Source organism: Christiangramia sp. LLG6405-1 (assembly GCF_045055805.1).
In the GTDB taxonomy this organism is placed as follows: Bacteria; Bacteroidota; Bacteroidia; order Flavobacteriales; family Flavobacteriaceae; genus Christiangramia.
Window position 1 is genome coordinate 1,362,994 of the sequence record NZ_CP159330.1, and the last position, 12,440, is coordinate 1,375,433.

General features: G+C 39.1%; 12 protein-coding genes. 9 read left to right on the top strand and 3 right to left on the bottom strand.

Annotated features, from left to right (window positions below):
• The first annotated feature begins 67 nt into the window (after nt 1-67).
• From pdhA to ABVM50_RS06280, 8 genes are all read left to right on the top strand, one after another.
• On the top strand, nt 68-1,069 hold the full coding sequence (gene pdhA / locus ABVM50_RS06245) for a pyruvate dehydrogenase (acetyl-transferring) E1 component subunit alpha (protein WP_405200436.1): 1,002 nt from the start codon (nt 68-70) through the stop codon (nt 1,067-1,069).
• Nucleotides 1,070-1,072: 3 nt separating this feature from the next.
• A complete protein-coding gene (locus ABVM50_RS06250; protein ID WP_405200437.1) occupies nt 1,073-2,797 on the top strand; it encodes a pyruvate dehydrogenase complex dihydrolipoamide acetyltransferase in 1,725 nt (574 codons plus the stop codon).
• Nucleotides 2,798-2,860: 63 nt separating this feature from the next.
• A complete protein-coding gene (locus tag ABVM50_RS06255) occupies nt 2,861-3,826 on the top strand; it encodes a M28 family metallopeptidase (protein ID WP_405200438.1) in 966 nt (321 codons plus the stop codon).
• Entirely contained in the window at nt 3,819-4,502 is a 684-nt protein-coding gene (locus tag ABVM50_RS06260; protein ID WP_405200439.1) for an SDR family NAD(P)-dependent oxidoreductase, read from the top strand. The genes ABVM50_RS06255 and ABVM50_RS06260 overlap by 8 nt, the downstream gene beginning before the upstream one ends.
• Before the next feature lie 3 nt (nt 4,503-4,505).
• Complete coding sequence (locus ABVM50_RS06265) at nt 4,506-5,105, top strand: SprT-like domain-containing protein (protein ID WP_405200440.1); 600 nt, start codon at nt 4,506-4,508, stop codon at nt 5,103-5,105.
• A gap of 2 nt (nt 5,106-5,107) precedes the next feature.
• Nucleotides 5,108-6,199, top strand: a complete 1,092-nt coding sequence (locus ABVM50_RS06270) for a mannose-1-phosphate guanylyltransferase (protein ID WP_405200441.1) — start codon at nt 5,108-5,110, stop codon at nt 6,197-6,199.
• 1 nt (nt 6,200) lies between these two features.
• Nucleotides 6,201-7,634, top strand: a complete 1,434-nt coding sequence (locus tag ABVM50_RS06275; protein WP_405200442.1) for a DUF389 domain-containing protein — start codon at nt 6,201-6,203, stop codon at nt 7,632-7,634.
• A gap of 137 nt (nt 7,635-7,771) precedes the next feature.
• Complete coding sequence (locus ABVM50_RS06280; RefSeq protein ID WP_405200443.1) at nt 7,772-8,119, top strand: hypothetical protein; 348 nt, start codon at nt 7,772-7,774, stop codon at nt 8,117-8,119.
• A gap of 209 nt (nt 8,120-8,328) precedes the next feature.
• Here ABVM50_RS06280 and ABVM50_RS06285 read toward each other — a convergent pair whose 3' ends face one another.
• Together ABVM50_RS06285 and ABVM50_RS06290 are read right to left on the bottom strand one after the other, a co-directional pair.
• Entirely contained in the window at nt 8,329-9,093 is a 765-nt protein-coding gene (locus ABVM50_RS06285) for an ABC transporter ATP-binding protein (protein WP_405200444.1), read from the bottom strand.
• A gap of 3 nt (nt 9,094-9,096) precedes the next feature.
• Entirely contained in the window at nt 9,097-9,834 is a 738-nt protein-coding gene (locus ABVM50_RS06290) for an ABC transporter permease (protein WP_141876803.1), read from the bottom strand.
• Nucleotides 9,835-9,952: 118 nt separating this feature from the next.
• Here ABVM50_RS06290 and pafA point away from each other — a divergent pair, with 118 nt between their 5' ends.
• Nucleotides 9,953-11,584: an alkaline phosphatase PafA gene (pafA, locus tag ABVM50_RS06295; RefSeq protein ID WP_405200445.1), complete on the top strand. Its 1,632-nt coding sequence runs from the start codon at nt 9,953-9,955 to the stop codon at nt 11,582-11,584.
• On the opposite strand, the gene ABVM50_RS06300 is transcribed toward pafA, so the two are convergent.
• Nucleotides 11,585-12,433 carry a glycosyltransferase gene (locus ABVM50_RS06300; protein ID WP_405200446.1) on the bottom strand — a complete coding sequence of 283 codons (849 nt, stop codon included), beginning with the start codon at nt 12,431-12,433 and terminating at the stop codon, nt 11,585-11,587.
• Between the last annotated feature and the right edge of the window lie 7 nt (nt 12,434-12,440).

The window sequence follows — 12,440 nt, forward strand, 5'->3', positions numbered from 1 at the left end:
GAAAATAGTATTTTTGTTATCCGCTCGGCAAAACCAATCTGTCTGGCCTTTTAAATATAAATTTTAGATGAAGAAAATTACAAAAGCCACATACTTAAAGTGGTACGAGGATATGTTGTTCTGGCGTAAATTTGAAGACAAGCTTGCGCAGGTTTATATTCAACAGAAAGTTAGAGGGTTTTTACATTTATATAATGGGCAGGAAGCAATTTTAGCTGGAGCATTACATGCGATGGATCTTGAGAAAGATCGTATGATCACTGCTTACCGAAATCACGTTCAGCCAATAGGTATGGGTGTGGATCCAAAAAAGGTGATGGCAGAGCTTTACGGTAAGAAGACTGGAACATCTATGGGACTTGGTGGTTCTATGCACATTTTTGCAAAAGAACATAGATTTTACGGAGGTCACGGGATTGTTGGTGGTCAGATTCCATTAGGAGCCGGTTTGGCCTTTGCAGATAAATATCACAAAAGAGATAACGTAACCCTAACTTTTATGGGTGACGGTGCTGTTAGACAGGGTTCTCTTCATGAAACGCTGAACATGGCTGTAAACTGGAATCTTCCAGTTGTATTCTGTGTTGAAAATAATGGATACGCGATGGGAACTTCTGTAGCTCGTACTTCTAAAGATACAGAGATCTGGAAGTTAGGTAACGGTTACGAAATGCCATGTGGTCCAGTAGACGCTATGGATCCTGTGAAAGTTGCTGAAGCTTTGGATGAAGCAATCACACGTGCTCGTAAAGGTAATGGTCCAACTTTCCTTGAGTTGAAAACCTACCGATACAGAGGTCATTCTATGAGTGATGCTCAAAAGTACAGAACCAAGGATGAGGTGGCCGATTATCAAAAATTAGATCCAATTACTAAGGTGAAGAAGATCATTCAGGATAAAAAATACGCTTCAGATAAAGAGATCAAGGAGATCGATAAGCGCGTGAAGGAAAGAGTGGCAGAATGTGAGAAATTCGCAGATGAGTCAGATTTCCCAGATAAGAACATCATGTACGATGTTGTTTACGAACAGGAAGATTATCCATTTCTAGCACATAAATTAGATTAAGCTATGGCAGAAGTTATCAAAATGCCGCGTTTGAGCGATACCATGGAAGAAGGTACCGTTGCAAAGTGGTTAAAGAAAAAAGGAGATAAAGTAGAAGAAGGAGATATTCTTGCAGAGATTGAGACCGATAAGGCGACGATGGAGTTTGAATCTTTCTACGATGGTACTTTGCTTCATATAGGTGTTGAAGAAGGAGACGGTGCACCGGTTGACGAGCTTCTGGCAATTATTGGAGAAGAAGGTGAAGATATTTCAGACCTTATTGAAGGTGGTGGAAAATCTTCAGAGTCTTCGGAAGATAAAGAAGAGGCTAAAGATTCTTCAGAAGATGATTCTGAAGAGAAGAAAGAAGATAAAGAGGATAAGGAAGAGAGTAAATCTGATTCAGATAACGACTCTTCTGATGATTCTGATTCTTCAGGAGGTATTCCTGAAGGAGTTGAGGTGGTGAAAATGCCACGTCTTAGTGATACAATGGAAGAAGGAACTGTTGCAGCCTGGCTGAAGCAGGAAGGAGATAAAGTGGAAGAAGGTGATATTCTTGCTGAAATCGAAACAGATAAAGCAACGATGGAATTCGAATCTTTTTATGAAGGTACACTTCTAAAAATCGGAATCCAGGAAGGTGAATCTGCGAAAGTTGATAGTTTACTAGCTATTATTGGACCTGAAGGAACAGATGTTTCTGGCATTGATGGTTCTACAGACACTTCAGCTAAAAAGAAATCTTCAGATTCTTCCGAAGAAAAACAAAATGACGAATCAAAAGATTCAGATAAGCAGGAAAAAGAAGATAAGAAATCGAGTGGTTCTTCTTCATCTAACGATGGAAAACGAATCTTTGCTTCTCCTCTGGCTAAGAAAATGGCTGAGGACAAAGGAATCGATCTTGGAGATGTAGATGGTTCCGGAGAGAATGGTAGAATCGTTAAGAAAGATATAGAGAACTTTAAAGGAGCTGAAAAGAAGGAAGCTGCTACAGAAGCAAAATCAGATTCTTCAAAAGAAACTACCGCTTCGGTACAGCCTTACACTCCAGCAGGTGAGGAAAGCTATGAAGAGCGTAAAAACTCTCCAATGCGTAAAACGATTGCCAAAAGACTTGGAGAATCTAAATTTACTGCACCGCATTACTATCTTACTATAGAAGTGGACATGGCAAACGCGATGGCTTCACGCAAGCATATTAACGAAATGCCTGATGTTAAGGTATCTTTCAATGATATGGTGATCAAAGCTTCAGCAATGGCCTTAAGAAAGCATCCGCAGGTGAACAGCCAGTGGACAGGTGACACGATGAAACTTGCCAACCATATCCATATGGGAGTTGCAGTTGCAGTCGATGAAGGATTGGTTGTTCCAGTACTTAAGTTCGCTGATCAAATGTCGCTTACTCAAATTGGAGGTAATGTAAAAGACCTTGCCGGGAAAGCTAGAAATAAAAAGATACAGCCAGCCGAAATGGAAGGAAGTACCTTTACTGTTTCCAATCTTGGAATGTTTGGTATTGTAGAATTTACCAGTATTATTAATCAGCCGAACTCGGCAATCCTTTCAGTAGGAACTATTGTAGAGAAGGCTGTAGTTAGAAACGGTGAGATCGTAGTTGGTAACACCATGAAACTTACTCTTGCTTGTGATCACCGTACAGTAGATGGAGCAACAGGAGCTCAGTTCCTGCAAACTCTAAAAACATATATGGAAAACCCAGTGACGATGCTGGCATAAGTTTAGCCGTCATAACTATATTTGAATCCCGCATAATTGCGGGATTTTTTTATCTTTAGCTTTATGAGAAACACTACATATAAAGGTAAAATAGCTGGTTTGACGCTTGCAGTTGCAGGATTATTGTCCTGTAATGCTCAAACTACAGACAATGTTATAGATAGCAAAGAGGTTGCGGAGCATTTGGAATACTTAAGTTCAGATGATCTATTGGGCAGAAAGACTGGTACTGCCGGAATTGAAGAGGCTGCCAGCTTTATAGAAACAGAATTTAAAGACGCCGGAATCAAACCTTATTTTGAAACTTACCGGGATAGCTTTCAGGTTAAAAATACTGATGGTTTTAACATTGTAGGATACCTTGAGGGAAGTGACGATAAGCTCAAAAATGAGTTTATCGTGATCGGAGCTCATTACGACCATATTGGCGAAGGAAAACCGGTGGATGGCGATGCTATAGCCAATGGTGCTAATGATAATGCTGCGGGTACCGTTGCAGTCCTCGCGCTGGCAAAAGAGTTCGCTAAGCTGAAAAATAATAAGAGAAGCATCCTATTCACATTATTTTCTGCGGAAGAGATGGGATTGGTAGGATCAAAACATCTTGCTAAAAGATTGAAATCTGAAGAGCTTGATCTTTATGTCATGTTCAATATTGAAATGATTGGAGTTCCAATGAAAGCCAAGGATTATCAGGCATATCTCACCGGATTTGAAAAATCCAACCTTGCTGAAAAATTCAATGAATATTCTAATGGTGAGCAGGTGCTTGGATTCCTGCCGCAAGCGCAGCAAATGAGCTTATTTAAACGTAGCGATAACTATCCATTTTACGAAACCTTTGGTGTGCCATCACAAACTGTTTCAACATTCGATTTTTCGAATTATAATTACTACCATCACGTAGATGATGAAGCTGAAAAACTTGATCCTGAATTCATGTCTGAACTTATTAGTGCATTGATCCCAGGACTTACAAAAATGGCAAATTCCGAAGAGAAAGAAATTAAAATGATGAGTGATGAGTAAAATTGTAGTTACCGGAACCAGTCGTGGAATTGGATTTGAAATGGTGAAGATCTTTGCAGAACAGGGGCACGAAGTACTGGCACTTTCCAGAAATGATGAACCAGTCAAAAATCTAAGCCTTGATCAAGTGAATGCGCTTAGATTCGATATTACCAATAATTCTGAAATTGAAAATATTGGTAAGTGGATCACTAAAAACTGGGACCCTAAAGTAGATATTCTAATAAATAATGCAGGAACACTTTTAAATAAACCTTTTGCTGAATCTACCATGGAAGATTTTTCAGAAGTATATAAAGTGAATGTGATAGGAGTAGCTGAGCTTACCCGCCAGTTACTACCATTTATGAGTACCGGTGGACATGTTGTTAATGTTAGTAGTATGGGTGGAATTCAGGGAAGTATGAAGTTTCCTGGGCTTGCTGCTTATAGTTCCAGCAAGGGAGCGCTTATTACACTTACTGAGCTACTTGCTGAAGAATATAAAGAGAATGGTCCGGCATTTAACGTGCTTGCCTTGGGAGCTGTTCAAACTGAAATGCTTGAAGAAGCCTTTCCTGGTTATGAGGCACCGGTTACTGCGGAAAAAATGGCGAATTATATAGCCGATTTTAGTCAGAATGGTCAGCAGTTCTACAATGGTAAGATCATGCAGGTTTCAAATAGTACTCCATAATTTATGAGAGAAATTCTTTCAAAATATCTTCCGGCTACTGCTGTGGAACCTATTTCTGAAATGATCAGGTTGCATTCGGTTCATTTGAAGATCGTAAACGAAAGAGTGACCAGGCATGGTGATTATCGGAGAATGCCAGATGGCTCACAGCAAATTACCATCAATTCCAATTTGAATAAGTATAGGTTTTTAATTACGACTGTGCATGAGATCGCGCATCTGGTAGCTTTCGAAAAGTATGGAAGAAGTATTAAGCCACATGGGCAGGAATGGAAACATTGTTTTAGAAGTTTAATGTTACCCTTCATTAGGCCCGAGGTTTTTCCAGGTTCTTTATTGCCGGTGATAGCGAATCACTTCAGAAACCCTAAAGCTTCAAGTGATACAGATGCACATCTTTCAGTAGCATTGAAAAGCTATGATCCCGAAAATGATAAGAACTACGTGTTTGAAATCCCTTCCGGAAGTATTTTCAGAATTCATAATGGTAAAACCTTCAAGAAAGGGCCGCGAAAAGTAAAAAGATTTGAATGTCTGGAAATTGATACCGGACGTATATATTTGTTTCAGCCTAATGCTGAAGTGCAACTACTAAAAATTTGATTATGACTGGAACCAAAAAAGACAATTATTACGCTATTCTTATGGCCGGCGGAGTCGGTTCCAGGTTCTGGCCTGCCAGCAAGAAATCTTCTCCCAAGCAATTTCTGGATATACTTGCTGTTGGCGAAACTCTATTTCAAACAACTTTTAAAAGACTGTCCAGATTAATTCCGCAGGAAAACATTTACGTGCTTACGAATGAAGATTATGTAGGTGTGATCAAGGAACAGATTAGTTCGATCCATGATGATCAGATCGTAGCAGAACCGGCCATGAGGAATACGGCACCTAGTATTTTACTGGGTTCTATGAAGATCTACAATAAAAATCCAGATGCCAGTATTGTAGTTGCTCCAAGCGACCATTGGATCAAGGAAGAAGAAGATTTTATAAAAGCTTTGGAAAAGGCTTTTTCAGAGGTGGAAAATAATGATAAGCTAATCACTCTTGGGATTCAGCCAAAAAGTCCCAATACAGGTTATGGGTATATAGAGTATGATAAGGATGATCCTGCAGAGCTTAAGCCTGTAATCAATTTTACTGAGAAGCCAGATGAAAAGAAAGCACAGAAATTCTTAGATGCTGGGAATTATGCCTGGAACGCTGGAATTTTTATCTGGCGAGCGGAGACGATCATTCACAACTTCAAGACTCATTTGCGTGAAATGTATGACCTGTTCGCAAAGGCCGAAAAACTCTTAAATACTACGGAAGAAAAACAATTTATAAAGGAGAACTATCATCTGGCAGCCAATATCTCTATTGATTACGGCATTATGGAAAAGTCGGATAAAGTATATATGATCCCTGCCAGCTTTGACTGGAATGATTTGGGAACCTGGTCATCTGTCCAGTCTGAACTGCCAGCAGATGAAGACGGGAATACCTTAATGAAGGCCAGAGTGCTTTCGCAGGATGCAAGTAATAATATCATCTCTACCTCTGGAAATAAATTGGTGGTTGTACAGGGACTTGATGACTATATAATCGTAGAAGATAAGGACGTTCTTATGATCGTTCCTAAATCCAACGAACAGGGCATAAAAGAGTGGCGAAAAACGGTGATGGATAAATTTGGTGAAGAATTAGGTTAAGATGGAAGAACAACAAGCTCCTAAGGAAGAGCCGAAAGAGAAGGTTTCAGAAAACCTTAGCAAGGACGCCAAGCAAATAAGCAGCCAGGCAAGAAATTTCCTGAGCCGATTACTGGATATACGTCCGGATACCGACAGAGAATCGACGGTAGAGGCTGTGCAGAAGGATATATCCTTTAAGGGGCATAACGCCTGGATTCTTATATTTTCCATTTTCGTAGCATCTATTGGTTTAAATGTAAGTAGTACAGCAGTAGTTATCGGTGCGATGCTTATCTCTCCCTTAATGGGTCCTATTGTAGGAATTGGAATGGCGGTAGCCATAAACGATGTGGATACGCTCAGGCGTTCGTTTGTCAATTTGGGAATAATGGTTGGACTTAGTGTTTTAACTGCGACTGTTTACTTCTTTATCTCACCCGTTAAAAATGAGACACCGGAGCTTGTAGCCAGAACATATCCTACCATACTGGACGTGCTGGTAGCGATTTTTGGTGGTTTAGCGTTAATAGTGGCAAAGACGAAAAGAGGAACTATCGCCAGTGTGATACTTGGAGTTGCGATTGCAACAGCTTTGATGCCTCCATTATGTACCGTGGGATATGGTATAGCCAATGCTAAATGGGAATATGCCCTTGGCGCATTGTACTTATTTTCAATTAACGCCGTATTTATAGCGTTATCGACCTTTGTAGTAGCCAAATTACTTGGTTTTCCACTGGTACGTTATGCGAATAGCAAGCGGAGGAAGAGAATAGCGCAGATTGCTTCCACTATTGCCATTATTGTGATGATACCTAGCGTTGTTTTATTCGTAAAGCTTTTAAGAGAGCAGGTTTATCATAGCAAAGCTGAAGAGTTCATTACAAATAACCTTAGATACAATGGAGCTGAGATTATTAAAAACACCAGCGACTTTAAGGATAAGCAAGTTGACATCTACTTTATTGGGAACCCTGTACCTAACGCAACGATAGAAACTTGGAAGAGCCAGATGAAGGAAATTGAAGCACTAGCTGATGCTGAACTCATTGTTCACCAGGGAGCAGATCAATCACAGGATATGGACATGTTGTCGAGTCAGTTAAGAAGCGGTATCCTTGAAGATCTCTATGTAAAGAATCAGGAAGTGATGGCGAACAAGGATAAAAGAATTGAGCTTCTCGAAAAAGAGTTGTCCAAGTATCGCGGAGAAAAATTTAGTTTTACTGAATTGAGTAAGGAAGCCAAGATTAATTACGAGGATATTGAAGAAATAGGATATTCAAATCTTATGACGACCAATTTCCAAAAGACCGATACAATTCCAACTTTCACAGTGACCTGGAATAGAGATCTTCGTGGTGATAAATTAAAGGTTCAGCAAGATAAATTTGGTCAGTGGATGAAGGTGAGACTTAAATTGGATACGGTAGCAATAAAGAATGTTCGCTAATTGACGGTTTTCGGAGTTCTTGAATACCCAATCTTCTGAGCTTTATGTTTAGATTTCATGGAGCTTAAGTGGCACGAAGCAATTTTACAATGACTTCAACTAGACGAATACTGACATTTATATTTCTAAAAACCTGTTTGATTTTAATTTCAGGTTGTTCGGATAAAAAGAAAATTACGAATCTAGAATACGAAGAGTATAATCCGAAGGACTTTTATGAAGTGACGGGAAGGGTAATTGAAAATAGACTAAGCTATCATACTCCTAAAACAAATATTTTATTCTATGAATATTTTCTGGAGAAAGAAAATCCCTTTAGAGGCCAGGAAGAAAATCTAAAAGTCCATTTAAATAAAGGTGAAAAATTTATTGTCTTAGTACACAAGAAAGATAGTACAATAAGTTTTTTTGGCTATGTTGATCCAAGATTTAAAAAAGAGTCTTTCGAAAAAGTAAGAAAAAAAGCAAATCAAACTTTCAAATAGTAATGCTTGAAAAAACGATTGTTGTTCGAAATAGTGTAGAACATGTGTGAATCTTCTTAAATAACGGTTTTAAATTGAATAGGTGTTATTTTAGAAACGGGATAAGAAAACATTAATTCTTTCAATTCAGCATCCCGCGTCCCACAACTTGGAATAAACGTAAGCGTTTCTAAAAGATCAATGAGTTCTAAAAAGAAGTTCTCAGTTTTCTAGTGCCCTTTCAGCTGAGCTTCTCGAACTTTCTTGAATAAGTTAGAAGAATAAACAAAATCCGTGACGGTTTTATCCTGAGTATGGAAGATGTCTTCTTTAGTACCTTTCCAGGCCAATAGTCCATCTTTTAGAAATGCAATTCTTTCTCCAATCTCTAATACAGAATTCATATCGTGCGTAATTACAACGGTAGTAATCTCATTTTCGTGAGTCAGCTGTTGTATAAGGTTGTCGATAACGGTGGCCGTCTGTGGATCCAGACCTGAGTTTGGTTCATCGCAGAATAGATATTTAGGTTTATTTACAATCGCTCTGGCAATTGCTACTCTTTTCTGCATCCCTCCACTAATTTCTGAAGGCATTTTAGTGTCGTTTCCTTCGAGGTTAACTCTTTTCAATACCTCGTGTACGCGATCACGCATTTCACCTCTCTTCTGATTGGTAAACATGCGCAATGGAAACATTACATTCTCTTCCACTGTCATGGAATCGAACAGGGCACCACCCTGAAACAGCATTCCAATTTCAGTTCTTAATTCCCTTTGTTCTTCATCTGAAAAGCTGGAGTAAGGTTTGCCGTCATATTCTATTGCACCCTGATCTGGTTTGAACAATCCAAGCATACACTTCAGAAAAACACTTTTTCCAGATCCAGATTGACCGATGATAAGATTCGTTTTACCGCGCTCAAATTGATAGTCGATACCTTTTAGTACTTCCTGACCGTTAAAACCTTTATGTAAATCCTTTACCTGTATCATCTGCTAGCTTAATAAAAGTTGTGTTATAACGTAGTTGGTAATGATCAAAACCACACTTGTCCATACGAATGAGGTGGTAGAAGCTTCTCCAACTTCAAGGGCTCCACCTTTCATAAAATATCCGTGATAAGATGGGACCGTAGCGAGAATAAAGGCAAATAATATTGTTTTGATAAAGGCGTAAACAAGGTGAAAACCAATGAAATCATCCTGCAGGCCAGTAAGAAATTGATCGCTGGTCACAAAACCACCAAAAACTGCAGCTGTATAAGCCCCGGCAATTCCCAGAAACATAGATATGGCGATCACGAATGGATACGTAAGCATCGCCATGATCTTAGGGAAAATAAGGTAGTTCTTGGAATTGATACCCATTACTTCAAGAGCATCGATCTGCTCCGTAACTCTCATGGAACCAATGCTGGACGTAATAAAAGATCCAACCTTACCCGCCATGATAATGGAGATAAATGTGGGAGCGAATTCCAGAATGATAGACTGTCTCGCTGCGAACGCAACCAGTGATTTTGGAATTAACGGATTATTGAGGTTTAAGGCTGTTTGGATCGCGACAACCGCACCTATGAAGAAAGACAGGAATGCTACAATTCCCATAGAGCCCATAATAAGCTCATTGATCTCCTTAAATATTAGATTTCTTAGAACCGAGCCTTTGGTCATTCTGCCAAAAACTCCCTTAAGCATTATAAAGTATTCCCCAATGGAGTACAGGTACGTCATCAATTCAATTTTGTCCAGCTAAAATACTAAAATTTCGTTCTAAAGTATTTAACGCTTAATTAAACTTTAGCGTTTCAAGTTTAGTAATTTTGGGAATTCAAACTAATTTTTTTACAGAATGAAACGAAGCTTGATCATACTGCTAATGCTAATGAGTTTTAAACCTGTTAGTTCACAGATCACAAAGGAAAAACCAAAATTGGTAGTCGGTATCGTTGTAGACCAGATGCGTTATGATTACCTAACCCGATTCTGGGATCAATTTGGGGAAAACGGATTTAAAAGAATGGTCAATAATGGCTATAACTTCAAAAATCATCATTTTAATTATGTTCCTACCTATACCGGCCCCGGGCATGCTTCAGTATTCACTGGGACAACTCCAGCGAATCACGGTATTATAGGAAATAACTGGTATAACAAGTTCGAAGATTCGTTTGTTTATTGTGCCGGTGATGATAATGTGAATCCAATAGGAACTACAGACCGTGCTGGAAAAATGTCACCTCATCGTATGAAATCTACCACTTTTGGTGATGAAAACAGGCTGCAAACTCAGGGAACAGGTAAAACAATTGGAGTAGCCTTAAAAGATCGTGGAGCAATACTCCCAGCTGGTCATGCAGCTAATGCTGCTTACTGGTTCCATGGTAAAGATGAAGCGAAATGGATCACAAGTTCTTACTATATGGAGCAATTACCTCAATGGGTGCAGGATTTTAACGAATCGGGTATAGCGAAATCTTATTTAAAGGAGTGGGCGCCATTGAAGGATATTGCGACATATCAGCAAAGTGGTGTGGATCGTAATGAATTTGAGTTTGGTTTCGACGGAAAAGAGACTGCAGATTTCCCTTATGATCTTAAAAAACTGGCTAAAGCAAATGGCGAATATGACCTTATCAAGGCCACACCTTTCGGAAATGATCTTACTGCAGAATTTGCTAAAGCTGCGATCAAGGGTGAGGAACTAGGAAAGGACAATATTACAGATGTGCTTACCCTTAGTTTTTCAAGTACCGATTATGTAGGTCATAATTTTGGAGTGAACAGCAAGGAAATTCAGGACACTTACATGAGATTAGATGAGAACATAGCAGATGTTCTGCAATATCTGGACTCTGAAGTTGGTGCTGGTGAGTATGTAGTTTTCCTAACCGCAGATCATGGTGGAGTGGATGTGCCTGCTTATTTAAAGTCTAAGAAAGTGCCTGCTGGTTATTATGACGAGTTGACCATGAAGGAAAAACTGAATAAATTTTCTTCTGAAACATTTAAACATGATGGTCTTATAAGTAATATAAGCAACAGCCAGATTTTCCTGAATTATGATGAATTATTAGCTGAAGATCTTAGTTTGGAAGAAGTGACTTCTAAAATGTCTCATTTTCTTCTGAAACAGGAGAAGATATCAAGAGTATTCACAAGGAATGAACTTCAGATCGGTGCGTTTTCAAACCAGATAGGAGAACTTATTCAAAATGGATATAATCAGAAGCGTAGTGGAGACCTTGTATTTGTGATCGATCCTGGTTACATCGTATATCCGGAAAAGGGAACGACTCATGGGAGTGGTTTCGCTTATGATACACATGCACCTCTTCTTTTCTTCGGAAAAGGAATTAACAAAGGTGAAACTTACGAGAAAACATACATTAGAGATATTGCACCCACTATTTCAGCGATGCTGGGAATTGCTTTCCCTAATGCGAATACAGGAAAACCTTTAAAAGAAGTGCTGGACAGGTAATTACAAAAACTTATTCTTAATAGCGTCCCAACGCAACTTTCTAATAAAACGGCCTTCTTCTTCGGAAACGAGAAAAGGTCGTTTTTTCTTTCTGGCATTAAAGAAACCAGATAGATAATGTAAAAATGCAAAAGGATTCATCTTTAGAGCAGCAAGTTTAGCTGAAGCGATCATGCTTAAAGCAACTCCATATCGAAGTCTGTAGAATGCCTCCCCTTGCTTGCGACCAGAATGTTCAAAATAATTCATGCCGGTAGGACGAAGATGTTTGACTAGTAGATTTTCATCAGTCACAACTTTCCATCCATGAAATCGAGCCAGAAGTTCATCTGCTGTATCCCATCCCATGGCAGGTTTAAGTTCACCAATCTGTATAAAACAATGCTTGCTGTACGCTTTTAGTGCGCCACGAATATGATCTTTGCCTGTAAGATTCTCGGGAATCCATTTATCCTTTCTCTGGACACTGCAAAATCCTCCAGCCATTCCAACACCCGGTTCTGATTCAAAGATCTCAACGATCCTTTGCAGGTAATTTTCAGGAAAAATAAGGTCAGCATCAAACTTACAAATGATATCAAAATCATCGTTTAGCTGATAGAATCCCTGGTAGAAAGCATTGATCACCTTACTACCTGGAGCATGTTCTGCAGAAGATTCATTCTGAACGAGATCTATAAAGTCATATTTTGCAACAAAACCCTCTACAATTTCTGAGGTTGCATCTGTAGAATTATCATCCACAACCATTATTTTAGCAGGTTTCAGTGACTGCTCAGCCAGCGACTGTAGCGTCCTGCCAATAATATTTGCTTCGTTATGTGCTGGGATGATAATATAGATTCTCACGAAATGG

Bases quoted from the DNA above. Each gene is read 5' to 3' on its own strand.
- ABVM50_RS06250 (WP_405200437.1), top strand. From the start codon at position 1,073: ATGGCAGAAGTTATCAAAATGCCGCGTTTGAGCGATACCATGGAAGAA.
- ABVM50_RS06260 (WP_405200439.1), top strand. From the start codon at position 3,819: ATGAGTAAAATTGTAGTTACCGGAACCAGTCGTGGAATTGGATTTGAA.
- pdhA (WP_405200436.1), top strand. From the start codon at position 68: ATGAAGAAAATTACAAAAGCCACATACTTAAAGTGGTACGAGGATATG.
- ABVM50_RS06285 (WP_405200444.1), bottom strand. From the start codon at position 9,093: ATGATACAGGTAAAGGATTTACATAAAGGTTTTAACGGTCAGGAAGTA.
- ABVM50_RS06255 (WP_405200438.1), top strand. From the start codon at position 2,861: ATGAGAAACACTACATATAAAGGTAAAATAGCTGGTTTGACGCTTGCA.
- ABVM50_RS06270 (WP_405200441.1), top strand. From the start codon at position 5,108: ATGACTGGAACCAAAAAAGACAATTATTACGCTATTCTTATGGCCGGC.
- ABVM50_RS06290 (WP_141876803.1), bottom strand. From the start codon at position 9,834: ATGACGTACCTGTACTCCATTGGGGAATACTTTATAATGCTTAAGGGA.
- pafA (WP_405200445.1), top strand. From the start codon at position 9,953: ATGAAACGAAGCTTGATCATACTGCTAATGCTAATGAGTTTTAAACCT.
- ABVM50_RS06275 (WP_405200442.1), top strand. From the start codon at position 6,201: ATGGAAGAACAACAAGCTCCTAAGGAAGAGCCGAAAGAGAAGGTTTCA.
- ABVM50_RS06265 (WP_405200440.1), top strand. From the start codon at position 4,506: ATGAGAGAAATTCTTTCAAAATATCTTCCGGCTACTGCTGTGGAACCT.